At 67.4% G+C, this 24,572-nt stretch carries 21 protein-coding genes; 12 read left to right on the top strand and 9 right to left on the bottom strand.

The genetic code is table 11. The features are described from left to right. From BST11_RS02560 to BST11_RS02535, 6 genes are all read right to left on the bottom strand, one after another. The gene (locus BST11_RS02560; protein WP_083136434.1) at positions 1-804 is read right to left on the bottom strand and encodes a sugar phosphate isomerase/epimerase family protein; all 804 of its coding nucleotides are present in this window, start codon (positions 802-804) and stop codon (positions 1-3) included. 1 nt (position 805) lies between these two features. Then, positions 806-1,975 (bottom strand): sulfotransferase family protein, encoded by a 1,170-nt coding sequence (locus BST11_RS02555; protein ID WP_083136433.1) that lies wholly within the window; start codon positions 1,973-1,975, stop codon positions 806-808. Further along, on the bottom strand, positions 1,972-3,099 hold the full coding sequence (locus tag BST11_RS02550; RefSeq protein WP_083136432.1) for an LLM class flavin-dependent oxidoreductase: 1,128 nt from the start codon (positions 3,097-3,099) through the stop codon (positions 1,972-1,974). Before BST11_RS02550 ends, BST11_RS02555 begins: the two co-directional genes overlap by 4 nt. A 138-nt stretch (positions 3,100-3,237) precedes the next feature. Beyond that, positions 3,238-4,344 carry an inositol-3-phosphate synthase gene (locus tag BST11_RS02545; protein ID WP_083136431.1) on the bottom strand — a complete coding sequence of 369 codons (1,107 nt, stop codon included), beginning with the start codon at positions 4,342-4,344 and terminating at the stop codon, positions 3,238-3,240. Between the two features lie 65 nt (positions 4,345-4,409). Next, the gene (locus tag BST11_RS02540) at positions 4,410-4,952 is read right to left on the bottom strand and encodes a PadR family transcriptional regulator (RefSeq protein ID WP_067317880.1); all 543 of its coding nucleotides are present in this window, start codon (positions 4,950-4,952) and stop codon (positions 4,410-4,412) included. 165 nt (positions 4,953-5,117) lie between these two features. After that, a complete protein-coding gene (locus BST11_RS02535) occupies positions 5,118-6,005 on the bottom strand; it encodes a DUF1707 SHOCT-like domain-containing protein (RefSeq protein WP_083136430.1) in 888 nt (295 codons plus the stop codon). A gap of 113 nt (positions 6,006-6,118) precedes the next feature. Here BST11_RS02535 and BST11_RS02530 point away from each other — a divergent pair, with 113 nt between their 5' ends. The 9 genes from BST11_RS02530 (at position 6,119) to BST11_RS02490 (ending at position 16,480) form a co-directional block, all read left to right on the top strand. Continuing rightward, the gene (locus tag BST11_RS02530) at positions 6,119-6,556 is read left to right on the top strand and encodes a DUF5318 family protein (RefSeq protein WP_067317463.1); all 438 of its coding nucleotides are present in this window, start codon (positions 6,119-6,121) and stop codon (positions 6,554-6,556) included. Positions 6,557-6,611: 55 nt separating this feature from the next. Then, complete coding sequence (locus tag BST11_RS02525; RefSeq protein WP_083136429.1) at positions 6,612-9,155, top strand: transglycosylase domain-containing protein; 2,544 nt, start codon at positions 6,612-6,614, stop codon at positions 9,153-9,155. Then, positions 9,152-10,813, top strand: a complete 1,662-nt coding sequence (locus tag BST11_RS02520) for a glycosyltransferase family 87 protein (protein WP_083136428.1) — start codon at positions 9,152-9,154, stop codon at positions 10,811-10,813. Before BST11_RS02525 ends, BST11_RS02520 begins: the two co-directional genes overlap by 4 nt. Further along, positions 10,810-11,460 (top strand): DJ-1/PfpI family protein, encoded by a 651-nt coding sequence (locus BST11_RS02515; protein ID WP_083136427.1) that lies wholly within the window; start codon positions 10,810-10,812, stop codon positions 11,458-11,460. Before BST11_RS02520 ends, BST11_RS02515 begins: the two co-directional genes overlap by 4 nt. A 121-nt stretch (positions 11,461-11,581) precedes the next feature. Then, on the top strand, positions 11,582-11,872 hold the full coding sequence (rpsF, locus tag BST11_RS02510) for a 30S ribosomal protein S6 (protein ID WP_083136426.1): 291 nt from the start codon (positions 11,582-11,584) through the stop codon (positions 11,870-11,872). Positions 11,873-11,970: 98 nt separating this feature from the next. After that, positions 11,971-12,495 carry a single-stranded DNA-binding protein gene (locus tag BST11_RS02505; RefSeq protein ID WP_067317476.1) on the top strand — a complete coding sequence of 175 codons (525 nt, stop codon included), beginning with the start codon at positions 11,971-11,973 and terminating at the stop codon, positions 12,493-12,495. A gap of 43 nt (positions 12,496-12,538) precedes the next feature. Beyond that, entirely contained in the window at positions 12,539-12,793 is a 255-nt protein-coding gene (gene rpsR / locus BST11_RS02500) for a 30S ribosomal protein S18 (RefSeq protein ID WP_068236173.1), read from the top strand. A gap of 31 nt (positions 12,794-12,824) precedes the next feature. Beyond that, positions 12,825-13,283, top strand: a complete 459-nt coding sequence (gene rplI / locus BST11_RS02495) for a 50S ribosomal protein L9 (protein ID WP_083136425.1) — start codon at positions 12,825-12,827, stop codon at positions 13,281-13,283. Positions 13,284-13,828: 545 nt separating this feature from the next. Next, positions 13,829-16,480, top strand: a complete 2,652-nt coding sequence (locus BST11_RS02490; RefSeq protein WP_083136424.1) for a replicative DNA helicase — start codon at positions 13,829-13,831, stop codon at positions 16,478-16,480. Positions 16,481-16,947: 467 nt separating this feature from the next. Here the strand turns inward: BST11_RS02490 and BST11_RS02485 are convergent, their stop codons facing one another. Together BST11_RS02485 and BST11_RS02480 are read right to left on the bottom strand one after the other, a co-directional pair. Continuing rightward, entirely contained in the window at positions 16,948-18,126 is a 1,179-nt protein-coding gene (locus BST11_RS02485) for an acyl-CoA dehydrogenase family protein (RefSeq protein ID WP_083136423.1), read from the bottom strand. Further along, positions 18,123-19,145, bottom strand: coding sequence for a phosphotransferase family protein (locus BST11_RS02480; protein WP_244897457.1), 1,023 nt, complete (start codon positions 19,143-19,145; stop codon positions 18,123-18,125). The genes BST11_RS02485 and BST11_RS02480 overlap by 4 nt, the downstream gene beginning before the upstream one ends. A 283-nt stretch (positions 19,146-19,428) precedes the next feature. Here BST11_RS02480 and BST11_RS02475 point away from each other — a divergent pair, with 283 nt between their 5' ends. From BST11_RS02475 to BST11_RS02465, 3 genes are read left to right on the top strand one after another with little or no spacing between them, the layout of a single operon-like run. Continuing rightward, entirely contained in the window at positions 19,429-20,661 is a 1,233-nt protein-coding gene (locus tag BST11_RS02475) for an acyl-CoA dehydrogenase family protein (protein WP_083136422.1), read from the top strand. Continuing rightward, positions 20,662-21,786, top strand: coding sequence for an acyl-CoA dehydrogenase family protein (locus BST11_RS02470; RefSeq protein ID WP_083136421.1), 1,125 nt, complete (start codon positions 20,662-20,664; stop codon positions 21,784-21,786). A 23-nt stretch (positions 21,787-21,809) separates the two neighbouring features. Beyond that, a complete protein-coding gene (locus tag BST11_RS02465; protein WP_083136420.1) occupies positions 21,810-23,093 on the top strand; it encodes an acyl-CoA dehydrogenase family protein in 1,284 nt (427 codons plus the stop codon). Positions 23,094-23,119: 26 nt separating this feature from the next. Here the strand turns inward: BST11_RS02465 and BST11_RS02460 are convergent, their stop codons facing one another. Continuing rightward, entirely contained in the window at positions 23,120-24,562 is a 1,443-nt protein-coding gene (locus tag BST11_RS02460) for a phospholipase D-like domain-containing protein (protein ID WP_142276164.1), read from the bottom strand. Between the last annotated feature and the right edge of the window lie 10 nt (positions 24,563-24,572).

Here is a 24,572-nt window from a genome sequence, read left to right as displayed (position 1 = left end):
TCACGCACCCAGTCTGGTCAGCATCGCCCCGACGACGTCACACGCGCGCCGGGCGGATTCGAGGCGGCCTTCGGCGTCGATTCTAGGACCAATGAGCTCCAGATCGAAGCCGTGCGCGTAGCCGCCGGCGAGCGCCTGCGCGACGAACGGTTCGATCGGGATGGTGCCGTCCCCGGGGACCGCCCGGCCGGGGAGTGCCCGGTCGCCCAGGACGTAGTCGCTTAACTGGATGAGTGCCGTCCGCGGCAGGGCGCGCTGCACCATCGGCTCGAAATCGCCTTCGGCCCAGCAGTGGAACACGTCGATGCAGACGTCCAGCCCGCACATCTCGGCGAGGGTTACCGTGTCGCGCAGGGTGTGGGCGAGGTGCATGTCGGCGTAGAGGCTGGAGGCGTTCTCGATCGCCAGCGCCACGCCCGATCGCGCGGCCCGCTCCACGCAGGGGCTGACCATATCGCGGAACCGGCCGGCGGCGCGCTCCCAGGTCAGGGTTTCACGCCCGCCCGTGAGCAGGTAGACGGTGCGCGCGCCCACCTCGGCCGCGGCGTCGATCACCCGCGACAGCGCGTCCCGGGCGGCGTTCACGTCGGTGGACAGCCGGCCGTCCGCGAAAAGGTGGCATACCGCTTCGACGGTGTAGTCGTTACGCTGCAGGAGCTTTGGGAACTCGGGATCGAGCAGTTGAGCGTCCAGGATGCTCAGCCTGGAGACGCCGAGGGCCGCCCAGTGCGCCCGCAGGTCGGCGAGCGAGTCGCCGTAGAACGTGACGTTGTGCACCGACAGCCGGTCGTGCGCGGTCCCCATGTCAGCCGCGGTTCTCGATCGGGACGCCGAATCGCTCACGGAAGGGCCGGAATTCGGCGTGCAGAGCATCGAGGTCTTCGCCGATGTCGACCAGCAGTTGGGTGGAGTAGGTGAACTTGCCGTAGCGGTCGCCGCGATTGTTGGCCAGGTAGTCGCGCATCGCCGACTCGGCTTCCGGTGCGACCCGGCGGCCGGCGAAGGCGTAATAGCGTTGCACCGTCCCCACCTGGTCGGCGATGAAGTCGGTGTAGCGGACGTGCAGGATGCGCGGGTCGTCAACCAGGGGATTGCTCATGGTGTTGGCGACGCCGGCGCGCGTCAATTCCAGATGCATCTTCGCCAGGGCGTGCAGGTCGACGGGACCGACCATCCCTTCGGCGATGTCGGCCATCATCATGGTGCGCGACGCGGCGACCTGCACCGGGTCGCGGTGCAGCCAGACCATGGTGGCGTCGGGGTAGGCGTCGAACATTTCCCGGAGTCGAAACCCGTGAAAGCCCTTCAATACCCAGTATTTTCGCGGCCGGCGGTATTGCAGCTGCTGCAGCATGGCCTTGTGCAGCCGATACTGTGCCGCCGCATCGGTGGGCAGGCCACCGACCAGCGACTGCATAGGCACCCGCCACCACGCCGTCGGGGTCATGACCCGGAAGTCGAACGCCCAGGTGCGTTCGTCTTCGGGCAGGCCGTCGCCGAGCATGTCGTTGTAGGGGTGGCTGTGCAGCCACTTGGGCATCTTGGCGTTGATCTCGCGCCAGTCCGCGTCGGCCCGCTGGCGGCGATCGTCGTCGGGCGTTGCGAGTCCCGGCGGCGGCGAGGGATACATCACCTCCCAGAAGCGCAGCGCCCGAGCGTGCGGATCCACCGACATCAGCGCGTGCATGAGCGTTGTGCCCGAACGCGGTTCGCCGGTGACGAACATCGGCGCATCGATCACTTCGTCACCGATCGGGTAGCGGTTGCGGTCCTCGATGAACTCCAGCCGGGACGTCAGCAGCCACCGGCATACCTGCGCGGCCCGTTCCCCGCCGTCGGCGTCCATGCCGAGGGCGTTGAGGTGCTCGACGGCGGCGGCGAAGCGCTGCGGCAAGGTGGGGTCGCCGTAGTCGTGCAATCCGGTTTCGGCCTCGGCGGCCCGCAGCATCTCCGACGCGTCCAGTCGCGCGCTCATGCCGGTTGTCCACAGAGTCGCAGCAATTCGTCCTCGGCCGCACGCACATTCGCCGCCGACGAGGCGGCGTAGTCGAGGCCCGCCATGGCGCCGTAGTCGAGGATCTTGGGTACCCGAAGACCGGAGTCGACGTAGGTCTTGATGATCTTGGCCACCTGCCTCGGGGTCCCGTGCGGCACGACGGCGAGCAGCATTTCGGGACGCGTGTCGTTCAGGAAGGTGATGATCCGCTCGCGGTTCAGCACCGCCGGGTCGATGTCCTGGAACCCGCGCCACCCGTCGCCCATGGGATGTTCGAATCCCAAGCCGCGCAACGTTTCGGCCGACACCTGCAGCAGGAACGCCTTGACCAGCGGTGCCCGCAGGATCTCGGCCAGGGCGTCTTCGCTCTCGCCGAGCAAACACACCTGGATGAAACACGGCGTGATCGCCAGGGGATCCCGGCCGGCGCGTTCGGCGGACGAGCGCACGGTGGCGAGCATCTCGGCGTAATGCTCGGGGGACCATGCGCCGGCGGGCCACCACCCGTCGGCGTGGCGACCGGTGAGCTCGAGCATCCGCGGGCCGCTGGCGCCGATCCAGATCGGTGGTGGGGTCCCCGCGTACGGCTCGGTGTCCAACCGGGCGTGGTGCAGCGAGTAGAACCGCCCCTCGAAGTCGACGGGGCCGTCGCTTTCCCAGAGCAGCCGGATCACCGCCAGCGCTTCTTCGAACCGGCTGACCGGGCGCGAGAAGTCGAACCCGTAGGGCAGGGTGTTCTCGCTCTCGCCGCTGCCCAGGCCGAGAACGAACCGTCCCTTGGCCAGGTGGTCGATGGTGAGTGCGGTCTGCGCGAGCATGCTGGGGTGCCGCCGGACGGTGTCGACGACGGCGCTGACAAGCGGAACGTTTGCGGTGAGGACCGCGGCGGCCGCCGCCACCGCCAGCCCGTCGAGGTGGCGATGCGGCGACGGCGACGCGGTGGCGAGGTCGGTGAACTCCGGCGTCCAGATGGAATCCGGCCAGAAGCTGACCATGTGATCGGGAAGCCAGATCGAGTGGTAGCGGCCGCTGTCGAGCTCCGCCAGTTGCGAAAGGTCGAGCGGGAGGGTCGTTCGCAGGAACGCCGCGGGTTGAACGGTCATCGTGAGTGATGCTAAGCACCCGCACAGCGCCGTGTCGACGAATCGCCTATTGCACCGTCAAGCCCGGCCGAACGTCGAGTCGTTGGGCGCCTCGACGGCGGTTCGCCGCAACGACTCGACGCTGGCGGTCAAAGGGCGTTAGCCCGAGATGATGAACTCTTCGAGCTGGGTGCGCGCGATGTCGTCGGGCAGCTGCTTCGGCGGGCTCTTCATCAGGTAGGCCGAGGCGGGTACCACCGGTCCGCCGATGCCGCGGTCCTTGGCGATCTTCGCGGCGCGCACGGCGTCGATGATGACGCCGGCCGAGTTCGGGGAGTCCCACACCTCGAGCTTGTACTCCAGGTTCAGCGGCACGTCACCGAACGCGCGGCCCTCCAGCCGGACGTAGGCCCACTTGCGGTCGTCGAGCCAGCCGACGTGGTCCGACGGGCCGATGTGCACGTCCTTGGTCTTGAACTCGCGCTGCAGGTTCGAGGTGACGGCCTGGGTCTTGGAGATCTTCTTCGACTCGAGCCGCTCGCGCTCGAGCATGTTGAGGAAGTCCATGTTGCCGCCGACGTTGAGCTGCATGGTGCGGTCCAGCTGCACGCCGCGGTCCTCGAACAGCTTGGCCATCACGCGGTGGGTGATCGTCGCGCCGATCTGGCTCTTGATGTCGTCACCGACGATCGGCACGCCCGCGTCGGCGAACTTCTTGGCCCACGCCGGGTCCGACGCGATGAACACCGGCAACGCGTTGACGAACGCCACGCCCGCGTCGATGGCGCACTGGGCGTAGAACTTGTCGGCCTCCTCGGAGCCCACCGGCAGGTAGGAGACCAGCACGTCGACCCGCGCGTCCTTGAGCACCTTGACCACGTCGACGGGCTCGGCGTCGGACACCTCGATGGTGTCGGCGTAGTACTTGCCGATGCCGTCGAGCGTCGGGCCGCGCTGCACCACCACGTCGGTGGGGGGCACGTCGGCGATCTTGATGGTGTTGTTCTCCGACGCGAAGATCGCCTCCGACAGGTCGAACCCGACCTTCTTGGCGTCGACGTCGAACGCGGCGACGAACTTCACGTCGCGGACGTGGTACTGGCCGAATTTCACGTGCATCAGGCCCGGCACGGTGCTGTTCGGGTCCGCGTCCTGGTAGTACTGCACGCCCTGAACCAGCGAGGACGCGCAGTTACCGACACCGACGATGGCGACTCGTACCTCCGACTGCGCCTCCGGCGCCCCTAACGGCTGGTGGTCACTCATAGGGCGTTCTCCTAACTTCACAACTTCTGGGCTTGGGTGTTCTCGTGCTGATTCGTGCAGGGGTTTCACGTCTGTTCGGAAAGGCCGGGCATCGCGCGCTCCGCGGCGATGAGCTCGTTGAGCCACTTGACCTCGCGCTCGCTGGACTCGAGCCCGAGCTGATGCAGTTGGCGGGTGTAGCGGTCGAACGAACTGCTCGCCCGCGCCACCGCTTCCCGAAGGCCTTCGCGGCGCTCCTCGACCTGACGCCGGCGGCCTTCCAGGATGCGCATCCGCGCCTCCGCCGGCGTGCGGTTGAAGAAGGCCAGGTGGACGCCGAACCCGTCGTCGGTGTAGTTGTGCGGCCCGGTGTCGGCCACCAGCTCGGCGAAGCGCCGGCGCCCGGCGTCGGTGAGCTGGTAAACGCGACGCGCTCGCCGTACGGGGGTGCCCGCCGGCGCGGCATCCTCGGCGATCAGCCCTTCGGCCTGCATCCGCCGCAGGGCCGGGTACAGCGACCCGTACGAGAACGCGCGGAACGCCCCGAGCAGACCGGTCAACCGTTTGCGCAGCTCGTAGCCGTGCATGGGCGATTCGATCAGGAGGCCCAGGATGGCGAGCTCCAGCAATCGATACACCCCCTTGGAATGACTCGGCCTGGTTGCTGACTTGCTTATTAGCGGTTCGACGCCTCGCGTCATCGTATCGTTTCGATATATTCGTCACAACACCACCGGGCGTTGGTCCGCCATTCGCCGACGGGACTGCCGGCGGAACTGCCCCCCGACCAGGCGCTACGGCGGACTGATCCGTTTGACGGTGCCGTCGCCGGCGAAGAGGATGTAGCCGCCCCCGTAGTCACTCGAGACGTACGCCGACAGTGACAGGGCCCCCGGGGTGGTGGGGTCGGTCGCGGGCTCGATCACCAGGTAGGTGCTTTTGACGTCGGACGGCTTCATGTGGAGGCTCTCGGGAGCGCCGCGCAGGATGCCCACGGTCGTGGCGATGTCGAACTTGCCGAGGTCGACGGGGACCGGGCCGTCGGCGGAGCTCTTGGCCGAGCTCGTCGGGTCGTCCCAGCCGCCGCGGTAGGTGTAGGCCAGGACGCGGCGATCGTCGGACGGGTCAGGCCGGTCGAGCACGGCGTAGGTCGGGTAGATCACCAGCCGGAAGCCGATGGTGTTACCGAACCTCTTGCGCGCTTGCTCCATCAGGCCCGCGAGCCCGCCGACCGAGTGCAGCTGGGTGGGCGGGGTCAGGACCACCGGGGCGACCCCGTCGGGCTTGGCTCCGGGGTCGGTCGTGAAATCCAGCGGCGAGCGGGTGTTGCCGTACAGACCCCAGCCGATGGCGACGCCCAGCAGGACCGACCCCGCCAACGCGGCGGCGACGACACCCAAGCCGCCGAGCTTCGGCACCCTCGGCAGCCGCGGCGTCCGTGCGCCGGCCGGCTCCTGCAGGAGCGCGCTGTCGGTCTGCAGATCCTCCACCAAGGTCTGCAAGTCGCCCAGGGTCACCGCGCTGGTCGCGGCGCTGACCCGTTCCCGGTGCTCTTGCTCGGAGAGCTCACCGTCGTTGAGTGCGCCGTCGAGAATCCGGCAGGTGTCTTGCCGGTCCTTGTCCTTGGCGCGGGTCGCCGTTGTCGCCCCGATACGCAACGCTGTCCCGAGCAATTTCGCCACGCCGATGATCGTAGAAGTCCGGCGGCTGCCGGGCACAGAAGGTCACGACCGATGCGCCCGCAACGGCCTCGGTTGCGTATCGGTGGTGCGAACAGCCACGTACTCTGGTCAGGGTGCGACTGCAGCGACAAGTGGTGGACTACGCGCTTCGGCGGCGCTCCCTGCTGGCCGAGGTGTACTCGGGCCGAACGGGCGTGTCCGATGTGTGTGACGCCAACCCGTATCTGCTGCGTGCCGCGAAGTTTCATGGGAAACAAAGCCAGGTGATGTGCCCGATTTGCCGCAAGGAGCAGCTGACGCTGGTCTCGTGGGTGTTCGGCGACCACCTGGGCGCGGTGTCGGGCTCGGCGCGCACGGCCGAAGAGCTGGTGATGTTGGCGACCCGCTTCGAGGAGTTTTCCGTCCACGTAGTGGAGGTGTGCCGGACCTGCAGCTGGAACCACCTCGTGAAGTCGTACGTGATGGGCGCGGTGCGCACGGCACCTCCTCCCCGGGGCAGGCGCACGACCACGCGGGCGGCGCGCGACGACGCCCGCACGGCCATTGAGTAGCGACGAGCGCCGCGACCAGTCGCCCGCCGACCTGAACGGATCAGCGACTGAGCGCGTGGGCAAGCACACCAGCGCCGACCGACCGGACGATGCCGACCGCCCGGCCCGGCGGGACTCGCCCCGGGGCGCCCGGCGCCCCGTTCCCCCCGACGACCGGCTGACGACGATCCTGCCGCCGGTCGCCGAGGACCGTTCGCCGCGGCGGCCCGATCCCATCGACGAGGTCAAGGCGGCATTGGACAGTCCCGCGTCGGCGCCGCCGCACCGCGACGCGCTCGAGGAGGTCAAGGCGGCACTGGACGGACGGGCGACGTCACCGCGACGCGACGGGCCGCTGCGCGAGCGCCGCCCACCTGGCGGGCCCCCGCCCCCGCCGCCGGGTGGGCCGGGCGTACCGGGCGGTGGTACCCCCCGACGGGGGGTCGACTGGACCTGGACCCAGCAGATCAACTGGTTGTGGGTGCGACGCGCGGCCTACCTCACCGCGGCGGCGCTGGTCTTGTTGCCGATCGTCACCTTTGCCATGGCGTATTTCATCGTCGACGTCCCCAGGCCGGGCGACATCCGCACCAACCAGGTGTCGACGATTTTGGCCAGCGACGGTTCGGAGATCGCCAAAATCGTTCCGCCCGAAGGCAATCGGGTCGATGTCAACATCAACCAGGTTCCCGTGCATGTGCGCCAGGCGGTGATCGCGGCCGAGGACCGCAATTTCTACACCAACCCGGGCTTCTCGTTCAGCGGGTTCGCGCGCGCGGTGAACAACAACCTCTTCGGCGGCGGTGACCTGCAGGGCGGCTCGACGATCACCCAGCAGTACGTGAAGAACGCGCTGGTCGGTTCGGCGCAACACGGGCTCAGCGGCCTGATGCGGAAGGCCAAGGAGTTGGTCATCGCCACCAAGATGTCGGGGGAGTGGTCCAAAGACGATGTCTTGCAGGCGTATCTGAACATCATCTACTTCGGCCGGGGGGCGTACGGGATCTCGGCGGCCGCCAAGGCGTATTTCGACAAACCGGTGGAGCAGCTCACCGTTTCGGAGGGAGCGCTGCTGGCCGCGCTGATTCGCCGGCCGTCCACGCTGGACCCGGCCGTCGACCCGCGGGGCGCCAGGGCCCGTTGGGACTGGGTCCTCGACGGAATGGTGGAAACCAAGTCGCTGTCGCCGAGTGACCGCGCCGCTCAGGTGTTTCCGGTGACCGTGCCGCCCGACCAGGCCCGCGCGCAGACCCAGACCACCGGTCCCAACGGCCTGATCGAGCGCCAGGTGACCAAGGAGCTCATGGAGCTCTTCAACATCGACGAGCAGACGCTGAACACCCAGGGGCTGCAGGTCACCACGACGATCGACCCGAAGGCCCAGCAGGCCGCCGAGAAGGCGGTATCGAAGTACCTCGACGGGCAAGACCCGGACATGCGGTCCGCGGTGGTGTCGATCGACCCGCACGACGGCTCGATTCGGGCCTACTACGGCGGCACGGACGCCAACGGTTTCGACTTCGCGCAGGCCGGCCTGCAGACCGGTTCGTCGTTCAAGGTGTTCGCCCTCGTCGCCGCGCTCGAGCAGGGGATCGGGCTGGGGTACCAGGTTGACAGCTCGCCGCTGACCGTCGATGGCATCAAGATCACCAACGTCGAGGGTGAGAGCTGCGGCACCTGCAACATCGCCCAGGCGCTCAAGCAGTCGCTGAACACCTCCTACTACCGGTTGATGCTCAAGCTGAAGGGCGGGCCGGTGGCGGTCGCGGACGCGGCGCACCAGGCCGGCATCGCGACCAGCTTTCCCGGTGTGGAGCACACGCTGTCCGAGGACGGCAAGGGCGGACCGCCGAACAACGGAATTGTGCTGGGGCAGTATCAGACCCGAGTGATCGATATGGCTTCGGCGTACGCGACGCTGGCCGCCTCGGGTGTTTATCACCGGCCCCACTTCGTGCAGAAGGTCGTCAATTCCGAAGGCCACGTCCTCTTCGACGCGAGCACGTCGGACAACAGCGGCGAGCAGCGGATCCCCAAGGCCGTCGCCGACAACGTCACCGCGGCCATGGAACCGATCGCCAGCTACTCACGCGGCCACGCATTGGCCGGTGGCAGGCCGTCGGCGGCCAAGACCGGCACCACCCAGCTGGGTGACACCAACTCCAACAAGGACGCCTGGATGGTCGGGTACACGCCGGCGCTGTCCACGGCCGTCTGGGTGGGTACCGCGAAAGGCGACCAACCACTCGTAACCGCCTCGGGCGGACCGGTTTACGGGGCCGGGCTGCCGTCGGACATCTGGAAGTCGACCATGGATGGCGCGCTGAAGGGCACCTCCAACGAAAGCTTCCCCAAGCCCACCGAGATCGGCGGCTACGCGGGCGTGCCCGCGCCACCGCCGCCGCCCCCGCAGCCGTCGGTGACCGTCATTCAGCCCACGATCGAGGTGGCGCCGGGCATCACCATCCCGGTCGGCCCGCCCACGACCGTCACCAATGCGCCGCCGCCACCCGGCGGACTTCAACCCGGCGGCGTCCCACCGGGCGGGACCGAACCGGGTGCGCCGCTGCCACCCGGCGTGCCGCCGGGCGGCCCGCAAGCGCCCCCGCCTCCGCCGTGACCGGCGCTCGGCAACAGAGCGCCCCCATCTCACGGATCTCACCGGCGCCCTTGGCGCATGACCGGCGCAGCGCCGACAACCGCGATTGCCCCAGCCGCACCGACTTTTTCGGCGCGGCACTGGCGGATGTCGCCGGGGGGCCGGTGGGCCGGCATGCGCTCATCGGCCGGACCCGGCTGATGACGCCGGTGCGCGTCATGTTCGCGCTCGCGCTGGTGTTTCTGGCGCTCGGCTGGTCGACCAAGGCGGCGTGCCTGCAGAGCAGCGGCACCGGGCCGGGCGATCAACGGGTGGCCAATTGGCAGAACCAACGCGCCTACTACGAGTTGTGCTACTCCGACACGGTGCCCCTCTACGGCGCGGAACTGTTGAGCCAGGGGAAGTTTCCGTATAAATCCAGCTGGATCGAGACCGACGTCGGCGGCGCCCCACAGACCCGCTACGACGGCAAGCCTGCGGTGCGATACATGGAGTATCCGGTGCTCACCGGCCTGTATCAGTACGCGTCGATGGCGGTGGCCAAGACCTACACCGCGCTGAGCAAGGTCGCCCCGCTGCCGGTGGTCGCCGAGGTGGTGGTGTTCTTCGACGTCGCGGCGTTCGGGCTGGCGTTCGCCTGGCTGGCGACCGTCTGGGCGACCGCGGGCCTGTCGGGCCGGCGCATCTGGGATGCCGCCCTGGTGGCCGCCTCCCCCGTAATAATCTTCCAGATATTCACCAACTTCGACGCGCTGGCAACGGCTTTCGCGATGGGGGGCCTGTTGGCGTGGGCCCGGCGAAAACCGGTATTGGCGGGCGTGCTGATCGGGCTGGGCGCCGCGGCAAAGCTCTATCCGCTGCTGTTTTTGGGCCCGATGCTGGTGTTGGGCATCCGGACCGGGCGCCTTCGAGCCCTTGCGCGCACCGCGGCGACGGCCGCGGCGACGTGGTTGGCGGTGAACCTGCCGGTGCTGGTGCTCTTCCCGCGGGGGTGGTCGGAATTCTTTCGGCTGAACACCCGCCGCGGCGACGACATGGACTCGCTGTACGCCGTGGTGAAGTCGTTCACCGGGTGGCGCGGTTTCGATCCGCGGCTGGGCTTTTGGCAACCGCCGACGGTGTTGAACACGGTCGTCGCGGTGTCCTTCGCGTTGTGCTGTGCGGCGATCGCGTACGTCGCGCTTACCGCCCCGCGCCGGCCACGGGTGGCGCAGGTGGTGTTCCTGGTGGTGGCTGCCTTCCTGCTGACCAACAAGGTCTGGAGTCCGCAGTTCTCGTTGTGGCTGGTGCCCCTGGCGGTGCTGGCGTTGCCACATCGTCGAATCCTGTTGGCCTGGATGACGATTGACGCACTCGTGTGGGTGCCGCGAATGTACTACCTGTACGGCAATCCGAACCGGGGGCTGCCCGAGCAGTTCTTCACCACCACGGTGTTGCTGCGCGACATCGCGGTCGCGGCGCTGTGCGCGCTGGTGCTACGCCAGATCTATCGGCCCGAGGACGACGTGGTGCGCTGGGGCGGGCGCGTGGACGATCCGGCGGGTGGCCCCTTCGACCGCGCCTTTGACGCCCCGCCCGCGTGGCTGCCCGCCCGGCTGCGCCCGCCCGGGCTGCGTCACCCGGCCGCACCGGGGCCCGAAACCGGCGAGAAGGCCGAGGCGGAAGCGGCGCACGCATGACACTGGTCGCGATCCCGCTGTTCCCGCGGTTCACCGCGCTGGACGCCGTCGGCCCCTACGAAGTGCTGCAACGCATTCCGTCGATCGACGTCGTGTTCGTGGGCAGCCGCCGGGACGAGATGCGCACCGAGAACGGGATGCTCGGCCTCGCCTGCGACGCCACCTTCGACGACGTCGACGCCCCCGACGTGGTGGTGGTCCCCGGCGGCATCGGAACCCGCGAGCTGATCCGTGACGATGGAGGTGGCGCCATCGGCGGCTGGCTGCGGTCGGTGCATCCCACCACCGCGTTCACCACCTCGGTGTGCACCGGGGCGCTGTTGCTGGCCGCTGCGGGGCTGCTCGACGGGCTCACCGCCACGACCCACTGGAGGGCCGCGGAGGTCCTCAACGACCTGGGCGCGCGCTACGTCCCGACTCGCGTCGTCGAGCACCTGCCGCAGCGCATCATCACCGCCGCGGGCGTGTCCAGCGGCATCGACATGGCGTTGCGGTTGGTCGAGCTGCTCGTCGATCGCCAGGCCGCCCAAGCCGCGCAGCTGCTCATCGAGTACGACCCACAGCCGCCGTTCGACGCGGGCGCCCTGGCCAAGGCCGGCGAGGCCACCTTGGCCAGGGCCAACGAATACCTGCAAGCCCGCCCGTAGGTGCTCGAATTTCCCGGCACGGCGCCGCGTCCGGTACCCTGATGCGGTTGCCGACGCAGGCGACCCTCCTGCCACGGACCGACCGTGGCCGCTTGAGACCAGAGGAGGTGGTGAGGTTTCCATGCGTCCATACGAAATCATGGTCATTCTTGACCCCACGCTCGACGAACGCACCGTGGCTCCGTCCCTGGAGACGTTCCTCAACGTCGTCCGCAAGGACGGCGGGACCGTCGAGAATGTCGACATCTGGGGGAAGCGCCGCTTGGCCTACGAGATCGCCAAGCACGCCGAGGGCATCTACGTCGTCATCGACCTCAAGGCCGAGCCGGCGACGGTGTCCGAACTCGACCGCCAGCTGAGCCTCAACGAGTCCGTGCTGCGCACCAAGGTGATGCGCACCGACAAGCACTGACTGCCGAGTGTCGTGCGACCTGCGTAGGCTCAGCGAGGACATGCCCATGACGATCCCGCTTCCCGCGGCGCGGAGCAGGCAGCAACGAGGAGGAAACTGTGGCTGGTGACACCAATATCACCGTCGTCGGCAACCTGACGGCCGACCCCGAACTGCGGTTCACTCCGTCGGGTGCCGCGGTGGCGAACTTCACCGTGGCCTCGACGCCGCGGATCTATGACCGGCAGAGCGGGGAATGGAAGGACGGCGAGGCCCTGTTCCTGCGGTGCAACATCTGGCGCGAGGCCGCCGAGAACGTCGCGGAAAGCCTCACGCGCGGCGCCCGGGTGATCGTGACCGGGCGGCTCAAGCAGCGTTCGTTCGAGACCCGCGAGGGCGAGAAGCGCACCGTCGTCGAGGTCGAGGTCGACGAGATCGGACCCTCGCTCCGGTACGCCACCGCCAAGGTCAACAAGGCCAGCCGCAGCGGCGGCGGGGGCGGCGGCTTCGGCGGAGGCGGCGGGGGTTCTCGCCAGGCGCCGGCCGCGCAGCCGAGCGGCGGGGGAACATCCGGGGACGACCCGTGGGGCAGCGCCCCGGCCTCGGGGTCCTTCGGCGGCGGCGACGACGAACCACCGTTCTGACCCACAAACTTCAGACCAGCAGTAAACGGAAAGAAAGACGAAGATGGCCAAGTCCAACAAACGGCGCCCGGCTCCGGAAAAGCCGGTCAAGGCGCGCAAATGCGTCTTTTGCGCGAAGAAAGAGCAAGCGATCGACTACAAGGACACCGCGCTGCTGCGCACCTATATCAGTGAGCGCGGCAAGATCCGGGCGCGCCGGGTAACGGGCAACTGCGTGCAACACCAGCGCGACATCGCGACTGCGGTGAAGAACGCACGCGAGGTCGCCCTGCTGCCCTTCACCTCGTCGGCGCGTTAGTCGCCGAACCCCTACGGAGAGTATGTAAACGATGAAGCTGATTCTGACGGCCGACGTCGACCACCTCGGGACCGTCGGCGACGCGGTCGAAGTGAAGGACGGCTACGGCCGCAACTTCCTACTTCCGCGCGGCCTCGCGATCCTGGCCTCGCGCGGCGCGCAGAAACAGGCCGACGAGATTCGGCGCGCCCGCGAAACCAAGACGGTGCGCGACCTCGAGCACGCCAACGAGATCAAATCGGCGATCGACGCGCTGGGCGCGGTCACGCTGCCGGTGAAGGCCGCAGGCGATACGGGCAAGCTGTTCGGCTCGGTGACCGCCGGCGACATCGTCGCGGCCATCAAGAAGGCCGGGGGGCCAAACCTCGACAAGCGCGTCGTCCGGTTGCCCAAAGCGCACATCAAGGCGCTCGGCTCTCATCGGGTCTCGGTGCACTTGCACCCGGAGGTCGACGTCGAGCTCGCGCTCGAGGTCGTCGCGGGTAGTTGACGACGTAGCTTTTGCTCCCTTTCGGCGGCGGCCACGGTTCGGCCGCCGCCGGTCTTGGGGCGCCGGGCGCGCGTTTCTCCGGGCGCCTCTGACGCGGCACGGGGGCTGGCTGGCGAACTATTTCGGCGGGCGGCAGAGCGATCCTCTTAACCCGCCCTTAACGCCGCGAAAATATGGCCGAAAGCCAACACGCCCGGCGCGGTAACCTCGCGCGACACGCCGAACGACTTCCTGTCCACACCGACGGTGACGAGTTGTACTGCTCGTATCAGCAGTGATGTCGCAGTGTCCCGAAATAATCCACAGGTTCTCCACACCCCCTTTAACACACGTGTCGAAGGATATGCACACGCGATGCACAACGTTATGAACAGCGGCCCCTTTAAGTACTTGCCAGCAACGTTTACCGTCGTCCCCGCGCGATGCGGTATCGGTGCGCGGGGTCGTGGGTGTCGGTGCCTTGACTTACGCTCCGGGTAGCTGTTATCGAATGTATGTTCGGGTGCCTGTGACAAGGGTGTTCGTGGCAGGGGAGGTGGGAATCCGTGGCGGTGGTCGATGACCTGGCACCGGGCATGGGTTCGTCGCCGCCTAACGAGGAGTTCGGCCGCCAGCCGCCGCAGGATCTCGCCGCGGAGCAGTCGGTGCTGGGCGGGATGCTGCTGAGCAAGGATGCGATCGCCGACGTGCTGGAGCGGCTGCGTCCCGGCGACTTCTACCGCCCGGCGCATCAGAACGTCTACGACGCGATCCTCGACCTTTACGGCCGCGGCGAGCCGGCCGACGCCGTGACGGTGGCCGCGGAGCTCGACCGCCGCGGGCTGCTGCGCCGCATCGGCGGTGCGCCGTACCTGCACACCCTGATCTCGACGGTGCCGACGGCCGCCAACGCCGGCTACTACGCGGGCATCGTCGCCGAGAAGGCCCTGCTGCGCCGCCTGGTGGAGGCGGGGACGCGGGTCGTGCAATACGGCTACGCGGGTGCCGAGGGCGCCGACGTGGCGGAGGTGGTCGACCGCGCGCAGGCCGAGATCTACGACGTCGCCGACCGTCGGCTGTCCGAGGACTTCGTTGCGCTCGAGGATCTGCTGCAGCCCACGATGGACGAGATCGACGCCATCGCGTCCAGCGGCGGGGTGTCGCGCGGCGTGCTGACCGGCTTCACCGAGCTCGACGAGGTGACCAACGGTCTGCATCCGGGCCAGATGATCATCGTGGCGGCGCGGCCGGGCGTGGGGAAATCGACGCTGGGACTGGATTTCATGCGGTCCTGCTCGATCAAGCACCGGCTGGCCAGCGTCATCTTCTCGCTGGAGATGAGCAAGTCCGAGATCGTGATGCGGCTGCTGTCCGCGGAGGCGAAAATCAAGCTGGCCGACATGCGTTCGGGCCGCATGAGCGACGACGACTGGACGCGGCTCGCGCGCCGGATGAGCGAAATCAGCGAGGCGCCACTGTATATCGACGACTCGCCCAACCTGACCATGATGGAGATCCGCGCCAAGGCGCGCCGGTTGCGGCAGAAGGCGGACCTGCGGCTGATCGTCATCGACTACATGCAGCTGATGACGTCGGGCAAGAAGCACGAGTCGCGCCAGGTGGAGGTCTCCGAATTCTCCCGCCATCTCAAGCTTTTGGCGAAGGAGCTCGAGGTTCCCGTGGTCGCCATCAGCCAGCTCAACCGCGGTCCCGAGCAGCGCACCGACAAGAAACCAATGCTGGCCGACCTTCGCGAGTCGGGCTGCCTCACCGCGTCGACGCGGATCTTGCGCGCAGACACGGGCGCCGAGGTGACCTTCGGCGAGCTGATGCGCACCGGTGAGCGGCCCCTGGTGTGGTCGCTGGACGAGCGGCTGCGCATGGTCGCCCGGCCGATGACCAACGTTTTCCCGAGCGGTCGCAAGGAAGTCTTCCGTCTTCGGCTAGCTTCGGGCCGCGAGGTCGAGGCCACCGGCAACCATCCCTTCATGAAGCTGGACGGATGGACCCCGTTGGAGCAGCTGAAGGTTGGCGATCGGCTCGCGGTTCCGCGGCGAGTACCGGAGCCCGTAGACACCAAGCGGATGGACGACTCGGAGCTGATTCTGCTCGCCCACATGATCGGCGACGGGTCGTGTGTGAAGCGCCAACCGATCCGGTACGCATCGGTGGACGAGGCGAGCCTGGCCGCGGTGACGATTTCGGCCGCACATTTCGGCGTGACCGCGATTCGGGACGATTACGCGGCGGCACGGGTGACCACGCTGCGGATGCCCGCGCCGGAGCGGCTGGCGCGCGGCAGACGCAACCCGATCGCGGCCTGGCTCGACGGGCTGGGCCTGTTCGGCAAGCGCAGTTACGAAAAGTTCGTGCCGGAACCCGTCTTTCGCGTGCCCTACGACCAGGTGGGGTTGTTCCTGCGTCATCTTTGGGCCACCGACGGCTCGGCTCGGTGGGACGCCAAGGTGGGTCAGGGACGCATCTACTATGCGTCGACAAGCCGACGCCTCATCGACGACGTCGCTCAGTTGCTGCTTCGGGTGGGCGTGTACGGGCGGATCAAGCACGTCCAGAAGGTCGGGTACCGCGCCTCCTGGCACCTGCATATCTACGGGGCCGAGAACCAGCTCAAATTCCTTAGGCATGTCGGGGTGCACGGTGCGAAAGCGGTCGCGGTGCAACAGGTCATAGACCAGCTGGAGGGATTGGTGCGCAATCCCAACCTGGACACCGTGCCCGTCGAGGTCTGGGCGCGGATTCGAAGCATCTGGTCCGCCAGGCAGATGACCCATCGACAGTTCGCCGCCGCCATGGGTACCCAGTTCTGCGGCTCGACGATGTGGAAGCGCTCGCCCAGCCGGTCCAGACTTCATCGTGCGGCAATGGTGCTTGACGATCGGGAAATCCACGCGCTCGCAACCACCGACGTTTACTGGGACACCGTGGTGGAAATTACCGGCCTTGGAGAACAGGACGTTTACGACGGAACAGTAAGCGGCACACATAATTTCATCGCTAATGGTATTGCAGTTCACAACTCGCTAGAACAAGATGCCGACGTCGTGATCCTTTTGCACCGCCCAGACGCGTTCGAGCGTGACGACCCGCGCGGGGGAGAGGCGGATTTCATTCTCGCCAAGCACCGTAACGGCCCGACCAAGACGGTGACTGTCGCGCATCAGCTGCACTTGTCGCGCTTCGCCAACATGGCGCGCTGATATGACACCGCTGTTGTAGGTTCTCACGGGGCGTGGCGGAATCTCACGAGTGATGGCGGAGTGATGGCGGATCCGCCAGGTTAGCGGAGACAAGGCGTCGACTACGTCTGTCTCGTATCGCCGTGCTGAAGACCTGAGTGAAGTTGCGGGTGAATGGGCGACGACCGGGAGCGAGGAACTTGCGAACGCGGCGCCCTGGCGAGCCTTTCGGTGGTACCGCGGGCAGAAGCATTACTCGGGTCCCGCTGGTCGAGCACGGTAGGCGACCACATCATCTACGAATCGCGACTTGTTGGCGCGCTTGCTTTTGCTGGTTTTGACAAGAGTGTACGGCGCATTGCCGCTCAGCCTTTCCTGCTTCGGGCAGATGTGAACCACGAGTTGCGAAGGCATGTCCCGGATCATGTTCTGGTCACGGATACGGGACCTGTTGTGGTGGACGGAGGTTCTCGCCAACCTCTTCGATACTAGGCGTTGTGGCTCAGGAGCTTTCGCGCGATCGCATACTTGTGAACTTCGGTGGGACCGTCGTACAGCCGGAAGGCGCGCATGTCGCGAAAGATCATCGCCACCGGGGTTTCATCGGAGATGCCGATCCCGCCAAGGACTTGCACGCAACGGTCGGCCACCTGGTAGAGCTGCTCGGATACCGTCGCCTTGACCATGGAACTTTCGTGGCGCCCCTTGGCGCCTTGGTCGAGCATCCAGCAGGCCCACCAGATCGCCAGGCGGCAATTCTGCAGCGCAATCGCGTTGTCGGCCAGCATGAACGAAACGCCCTGGTGCTCACCGATGGGCTTACCGAAGGCCCGACGAACGCGCGCGTGCTCGATCGCGATGGCCTGGGCGCGTTCGGCTGCGCCCAGCCAACGCATGCAGTGCGTCAGCCTTGCCGGCGCCAGTCGTAACTGCGCGTAGCGCAATGCTTGCCCGACCTCGCCGAGCACGCTGGACGCGGGGAGCGCGACGTCGTAGAGGCGAACGACACCGTGTCCGGCGACGTAGTTGCGGTCCATCGTCGACATGATGCGCTCGATCTCGATGCCGGGCGTAGCGCCATCGCAGAGGAACAGCGTGGGACCGCTGGCACCGTGCGGGTTATCTACCACGTCGGCCATGATGATCCACGACTTGGCGCCCGCCGCTCCGGTGATGAGCCATTTGAGTCCGTTGATGACGTACTGCGTGCCGTCGAAGGTCGCGGTCGTTTTGAGCTGGCCGGGATCGGAGCCGGCGCCGTCGGGTTCGGTCATGGCGAACACCGAGCGTTGGTGCCCGTCGATCACCGGGCGGAGAAAAGCGTCGGCCTGTTCGTCGTTGGCGATCTTGGCCAGCAGGTACATGTTGCCCTCGTCGGGGGCGGCGCAGTTCAGGGCCACGGGGCCGAGCGTGGACCACCCGGCGGCCTCGTAGAGGACGGCCTGGTCGGCGTGTGAGGGTTCGCGCCCGCCAAACCGTCGCGGCGCCTGAAAGGTCAGCAGCCCCCGGCGGCGCGCGAGCTCGACCATCTCGGATCGCAGTTCGTCGGTGGGTCCGTGTTGGGTGAGCCGCGGGTCGGCCTCGAACGGAACGATCTCGTCGATGACGAACCGACGGATCTCGGCGGCCAGGGCGGCGGTCGCTTCGGGGATGGTGAAGTCGATCATGCGGACTCCTCGATCAGTGCGGTTGCGCGCTCGAAGAGGCGCAGGGTGGTGGTGTGCAGTTGTTCGCCGACTTCCATCGGCGCCTTGCCGGCGTGCGCCCGCGCCCAGGTTCCCTCCAGGAGGATTCCGAGCTTGAAGCAGGCCAGGACGGTGTACCAGCGCAGATGGGTCATATCGCGGCGGGTCTGCTGGCTGTACCGGTGCGCGAGTTCTGCTGTCGTGGGCAGGTTCGCCGACCGCGCGAACGGTCCGCCGAACACGCCCTGGACATCGGGCAGCCGCCAGGACGCCAGCAGCCAGCCCAGGTCAAGGAGCGGATCCCCGATGGTCGCCATTTCCCAGTCCACGATCGCGGCCACCGTGGGATTCGTGCGCGCGAACATCACGTTCGCCGCGTGGTAGTCGCCGTGCATGATGCCGGGCGTCCAGCGGGTCGGTCGTCGGGCGGTCAGCCAGTCCGCCACGGCCGACACGTTGGGGATCCGCGGAGTGAATGCCGGCGAGTGGTAGGAGTCCAGCTCGGCGAGCCAGCGCGGGACCTGACGTTCCAGAAATCCGTCGGGTTTGCCGAAATCGGCCAGTCCGACCGCGCGGTGGTCCACGGCGCCGAGGGCGGCCAGCGCGTCGACGAGCGCGAAAGCCATATCCCGGCGCACGGCCTCGCTTCCGGCGTGCAGCGGAGGCAGTTCGACGCTGGCGTTGAATCCGTCGATGGGTTCCATCAGATAGAACACCGAGCCGCCGAGGACGGTGGGGTCGTCGCACGCCTGGATCAGTCGTGGGTGCGGCACGTCGGTGGCTGCGAGGGCCGCCAGCACCCGTGTCTCGCGCAGGATCGCGGTGTTGCTGTAGGGACGGGGATGCAGTGGGCCTCTGCGCAGGACGTACTCGCGCTCGTCGCGCTCGAAACGGACCATGATGTTCTGGCTTCCGCCGGCGATGCCCCGCACGTTGTGCACCGGGCCGGCGCCGAGCCCGCGTTCGTCCATCCACGATTGCAGCGCGGCGACGTCGATCATGTCGTGACAACCAGGCCGACGAGGTCGCCGCCGGCGGCGGCCATATGGATTGGGGCGCTGGGAATTTCCATGATGCCGGCGCCGGGCATCGGGACCCTTGGGATCAAGGTGTGGTGCTCTCTGTGAGGTTGCGAGGTCGACTCATTCTGCCAACCCTCCCGCACGGCGCGTTGCTCGACGGATGAGAGCCGTCGTCGCGGCGAACCCGGACTTACCGCCGCCGCGGTGAGGGCTAGACTCACGCGGACACCACGCTGATACCACGTCATGGCCGGGGAAATTCATGGATCTGCAATGGTCAGATGCTGACCGGGCGTTCCGAGATGAGGTCCGCAGCTTTCTCGACCAGAGGCTGACCCCCGAACTGCGGCGCACCGGGCTGTTGATGACCAGCGTCTACGCCGACCACGAGGCGAGCATGGCGTGGCAGGCGATCCTGCACGAACGGCGCTGGGCGGCGCCCTCCTGGCCGGTCGAGTACGGCGGCTGCGACTGGACCCTGACGCAGCACTACATCTTCAGCCGCGAATCGACGCTGGCGGGCGCGCCGTCGTTGTCGCCGATGGGGATTCGCATGGTCGCGCACGCGATCATCAAGTACGGCACCGACGCGCACAAAGAGTACTTTTTGCCCCGGATCCTGACCGGCGAGGTGGTCTTCTGCCAGGGCTACTCCGAGCCCGAGGCCGGGTCGGATCTGGCGGCACTGTCGATGGCGGCCGTGGTCGACGGCGACGATCTGGTGTGCACCGGCAGCAAGATCTGGACCACCCACGCCGCCGAGGCGAACTGGATGTTCGCGCTGGTGCGCACCTCCCGCCGGGAGAGAAAGCAGCAGGGCATCACGTTCATCCTGATCGACATGACCTCACCCGGCATAACGATCCGGCCGCTGGTGATGACCTCGGGCGAACAGATCCAAAACCAGGTGTTCTTCGACGAGGTGCGGGTGCCCAAGGCCAACGTCATCGGCGAGATCGACGACGGGTGGACGGTCGCGAAGTACCTGTTGGAATTCGAGCGCGGCGGTGGCGCGGTGTCGCCGGGCCTGCAGGTGATGGCCGAGGAGATCGGTCGGGCGGCCAAAGACCAGCCCGGGCCGGGCGGTGGCCGGCTTGCCGACGACGACGCCTTCATGCGCAAGCTGGCCGACGCGCGGATCCGCGCCGAGGTGCTCGAGGTTCTCGAATACCGGGCGCTCGCCGCGGTGGTCCAGGGGCGCAACCCCGGTGCGGCATCGTCGATGCTCAAGATCTTGGGCACCGAACTCAGCCAGGCACTGACCGAACTCGCACTGGAGGCGGCCGGGCCGCGGGGCCGGGCCTACCAGCCGCACGGGACCGCACCCGGCGGTCCGATCGCCGAATTCGACCCGCCCGGCGACGGATACCTGACCGGCGCGCCCTGGCAGGCGGTCGCGCCGTTGCGATACTTCAACGACCGGGCAGGCTCAATCTACGCCGGAAGCAACGAAATTCAACGAAACATTCTGGCCAAAGCCGCGTTGGGGCTATAGATGGATTTCAACCTGACCGACGAGCAGCAGCTGCTGCGTGACGGGCTGGCCAAGTTTCTCACCGTGCGGTACGACCTCGAGACGAGCCGCGCGGCCGCGAAGACCGGCGCCGGCTGGCAGCCTGACATCTGGCGCGGCTTTGCCACCGAGCTCAGCATCCTGGGCGCCACCCTGCCCGAACAGGCCGGTGGAATCGGCGGTGGCCCAGTCGAACTCATGGTCATCACCGAGGCACTCGGCCACGCGTTGGTGATCGAACCCTACATCGAGTCGGTCGTCGTGGCCGGCGGGTTGTTGCACCGCGCCGGCGGCCCGGCGGCGACCGCTGTGTTGAAGGAGATCGTTGCCGGCACAGCGGTGGCGGCGTTGGCCGCCGGGGAAGCTGACTCCGCCGATCGTTGGCACGACGTGACAACCCTGGCTCGGCCCGACGGTGATGGCTGGCTGCTGAACGGCGCGAAGGCCGTGGCCATGGCCGCGCCATTGGCGACGCACCTGCTGGTCACCGCCCGCACCCCCGGCGTCGACGGAATCTCGTTGTTTCTCACCGACAGCGACGCGGCCGGCATCGAGGTCCACCCGTATCGAACCATCGACGACCGGCGCGCGGCCGACATCGCGTTCCACGACGTGCGGCTGCCGGCTCAGGCACTGCTCGGCGAGCGGGGCCGGGCATGGCCATCGCTGAGCCGCGCGCGCGACGAGGGCGCCGCGGGCATCTGCTCCGAGGCGGTCGGCTGCATGCGAAAGGTGTTGGCGGACACCGTCGAATACTGCAAACAGCGCAAACAATTCGGGCAACCGATCGGCAGCTTTCAGGTACTGCAGCACCGCATGGTCGACATGTACATGGAACTCGAGCAGTCCATCGCGGCCGTCTACCTGGCGATCCTCAACCTCGACGCCGACGAGGCGGCCCGCGCTCGCGCGGTATCGGCGGCCAAGGCCACCGTGGGCCGCGCCGCACGCTTCATCGGCCAGCAAGCCGTGCAGCTGCACGGCGGGATGGGGATGACCGAGGAGCTGGCGATCGGGCACTATTTCAAGCGGCTCACCGCCATTCAGTACGAGTTCGGCACCACCGACCAACACATCACGCGATACGCCGAGCTGACGAAGGCCTAGCACGCGGCAGAACGGAGACCAACATGGCGTGGGACTTCTCGACTGATCCCGAGTTCCAATGCAAGCTCGACTGGGTCGACAACTTCTGCAAGGAGGAGATCGAGCCGCTCGACTTCGTGTTCCCGTACGCGGTTCGCTCTCCCGATCCGCGGGTCAAGGCCTATGTGCGCGGTTTGCAGCAACAGATCAAGGACCAGGGGCTGTGGGCGATCTTCCTCGACGAGGAGCTGGGCGGTCCCGGTTTCGGTCAGCTCAAGCTGGCGCTTTTGAACGAGGTCATCGGGCGCTATTCGCAGGCCCCGCAGATGTTCGGCGCCGCCGCCCCCGACACCGGCAACATGGAGATGCTTGCCGCCTTCGGCACCGAGGAGCAGAAGAAGCGGTGGCTGGAGCCGCTGCTCAACCAGGACATGTTCTCGGCGTATTCGATGACCGAGCCGCAGGGCGGATCCGATCCCAGCCTGTTCAAGACCCACGCCGTGCGCGACGGAGACGAGTGGGTCATCAACGGCGAGAAGTGGTTCACCTCGGCTGGACGGGTGGCCGACATTCTCTTCGTGATGTGCACCAACGGCATGTTCGTCGTGCCGCGCCGAACCCCGGGCGTCGAGATCCAGCCGGAGCCCCGCAACCACAACCACATCATCTACCAGGACGTGCGGGTTCCCCTCGACCACCTGCTCGGTCCCGAGGACGGCGCCAAGACGCTCGCCCAGCGCCGCCTCGGCGGTGGACGCATCCACCACGCAATGCGCACCATCGCCCAGTGCAGGCTCGCATTCGACATGATGTGTGAGCGCGCGCTGTCACGCGAGTCGCACGGCAAGGTCATCGCCGAACACCAGATGGTGCAGGAGAGGATCGCCGACTCCTATGCCGCCATCCGGATGCTGCGGCTGCTGGTGCTCGAAACGGCTTGGAAGATCGACAATTCCAGTACCAAGGAGGCCCGCACGGACATCGCCACGGTCAAGTTCACGATGGCGAAGGTACTGCGGGAAGTGTCGTACAACGCCCTGCACATCCTGGGGTCCCTGGGAACGACGGACCTGACGCCGCTGCAGGCGATGTATGCGGGCGCGCCGACGATGGGGCTCGCCGACGGCGCCGACGAGGTCCACAAGGCCACCGTCGCCAGGCGGGTGCTACGCGACTACCGCCCGCAGCAGCATCCGTACTGGCCGACCGAGTACTTCCCCGCCAAGCGGGAAGCGGCATGGGCGAAATTCGAACCGAAGTTCCAAGCCGACCCCGAACTGCGCACCGCGGCCGAGGATTACAAGAAGTACTTCGCCCGCCGCCGCTGACCAGAGTCGACCCGAGGAAACGGAAATCACTGGGACAGCCTGGTGAGCAGACGCCGCGCGCTCCGGGCCAGTGACCGCGGAACGTGGTCGGGATCCATCAAGTCGTTTTCGGCCAGCGGGCTGTCCTCCCCGGCCACGGCCCGGCTGGTGAACCGCCGCAACGTCTTTCCCTCACCACGAAGCGCCTCGACGGCCCCCAAGAACGACCCGCCATCGTGCATTGCCTGGCCGAACGCATCGATCGACACACCCAGGTGTTCACACACCAGTCGTTGGCGGACCGACGCGATCGCGCGTCGGATGTGATCGTGCGCTCCGTCGTTCGGGTCGGCTTCGACGGCGAGGTCGCATTCGCTGTCGAATCCCATCGACCGGTTGTTGAAGTTTGACGAGCCGATGCGCAACAGCCGGTCGTCGACGACCAGAACCTTCGAGTGAATGTAGATCTGCGACCCGCCGTCGGTCTCCGCCCAGTAAACGCCCAATCGACGGTGCTCGTCGGCCGCCCAGAGCCGATGGATCAGGCGGTGGCGCGCGCCGTCCATCGTTTCGCGCTCCAGGCGGTTCAGGCCTCTGCGCGGAAGGACGATCACGATCTCCGGGCCGTCGGGTTCCCGGAGCCGAGCGGCCAGCGCTTCGACCACGTGCCGGGCCGCCAGGTACTGGTTCTCCAAATAGATGGTGTGGCGCGCCGCCGAGATCGCCGCGAGGTTGAGCGCCTCCACCTCGCGAACCTCCCGGCGGCCATCGAAGCCGGGCAGCGTGCGCGCGATTCCGACGCCGACATCGTGCAGGATCGGCCGCAGCTCGGCAGGCCAGACTGCATCGGCACCGTCGATCGGGCCCAGCGGCCGGCCGGTTGCTCCCCGCCACCTGTCCCGGGCGCTCTCGGCGAGGGCCGCCGCCGCCGCGCCGTCGACCGCGGCGGCGACCTCGTGACGAGGGCCGTACCTGCGACCCAGCGCTCGGCGAAAACGGTTGTCGTGCCGGTGTTCCGGTGTGTCCCAGCGATCGAGCGTGAGGTCGATGCCGCCGCAGAACGCGAAGACATCGTCGACGATCGCGAGCTTCTGGTGATGCACCGAGCCGGTCGGGCGGGACCCGTCGATAGCGAAGCGCAGTCGCCGGCTGCTGAGTCGATTCATCAGGGACACGGGGGTGATGCCGTACCAAATGCCGTCGAAGACCGGCAGCAGGCGCAGATTGGACTTCAGCACGTAGATCTCGAGCGCCGGCCGCTGCCACAGCAGCCAGTAGAGGAACGGGCCAAGCTGATTGGGCCCGGGCAGCTCCTTACCGGCTCGCTCGAACGTCATCCTGGTGTCGAAATCCCAACCCACCAGCATGATTCGGTGCTCGGCGCGCAGCATCGCGGCCTTGACATGCCGAAAATAGTCGGCGGCGTCGACAACGCAGGCCAACTGGTCGGCGCGCTCGACCCGCCAGCAGGTCTGCTCGGTGATCAGCATGGGATCGAGT

It is taken from the genome of Mycobacterium alsense, from assembly GCF_002086635.1.
In the GTDB taxonomy this organism is placed as follows: Bacteria; Actinomycetota; Actinomycetes; order Mycobacteriales; family Mycobacteriaceae; genus Mycobacterium; species Mycobacterium alsense.
This window is presented reverse-complemented; position numbering and strand designations above follow the sequence as displayed.

What these genes read in the sequence shown, in the direction of transcription:
- BST11_RS02485 (WP_083136423.1), bottom strand. Translation starts at nt 18,126, where the DNA reads ATGATCGACTTCACCATCCCCGAAGCGACCGCCGCCCTGGCCGCCGAG.
- BST11_RS02470 (WP_083136421.1), top strand. Translation starts at nt 20,662, where the DNA reads ATGGATTTCAACCTGACCGACGAGCAGCAGCTGCTGCGTGACGGGCTG.
- BST11_RS02555 (WP_083136433.1), bottom strand. Translation starts at nt 1,975, where the DNA reads ATGAGCGCGCGACTGGACGCGTCGGAGATGCTGCGGGCCGCCGAGGCC.
- rpsF (WP_083136426.1), top strand. Translation starts at nt 11,582, where the DNA reads ATGCGTCCATACGAAATCATGGTCATTCTTGACCCCACGCTCGACGAA.
- BST11_RS02480 (WP_244897457.1), bottom strand. Translation starts at nt 19,145, where the DNA reads ATGATCGACGTCGCCGCGCTGCAATCGTGGATGGACGAACGCGGGCTC.
- BST11_RS02460 (WP_142276164.1), bottom strand. Translation starts at nt 24,562, where the DNA reads ATGCTGATCACCGAGCAGACCTGCTGGCGGGTCGAGCGCGCCGACCAG.
- BST11_RS02475 (WP_083136422.1), top strand. Translation starts at nt 19,429, where the DNA reads ATGGATCTGCAATGGTCAGATGCTGACCGGGCGTTCCGAGATGAGGTC.
- rpsR (WP_068236173.1), top strand. Translation starts at nt 12,539, where the DNA reads ATGGCCAAGTCCAACAAACGGCGCCCGGCTCCGGAAAAGCCGGTCAAG.
- BST11_RS02550 (WP_083136432.1), bottom strand. Translation starts at nt 3,099, where the DNA reads ATGACCGTTCAACCCGCGGCGTTCCTGCGAACGACCCTCCCGCTCGAC.
- BST11_RS02545 (WP_083136431.1), bottom strand. Translation starts at nt 4,344, where the DNA reads ATGAGTGACCACCAGCCGTTAGGGGCGCCGGAGGCGCAGTCGGAGGTA.
- BST11_RS02465 (WP_083136420.1), top strand. Translation starts at nt 21,810, where the DNA reads ATGGCGTGGGACTTCTCGACTGATCCCGAGTTCCAATGCAAGCTCGAC.
- BST11_RS02560 (WP_083136434.1), bottom strand. Translation starts at nt 804, where the DNA reads ATGGGGACCGCGCACGACCGGCTGTCGGTGCACAACGTCACGTTCTAC.
- BST11_RS02515 (WP_083136427.1), top strand. Translation starts at nt 10,810, where the DNA reads ATGACACTGGTCGCGATCCCGCTGTTCCCGCGGTTCACCGCGCTGGAC.
- rplI (WP_083136425.1), top strand. Translation starts at nt 12,825, where the DNA reads ATGAAGCTGATTCTGACGGCCGACGTCGACCACCTCGGGACCGTCGGC.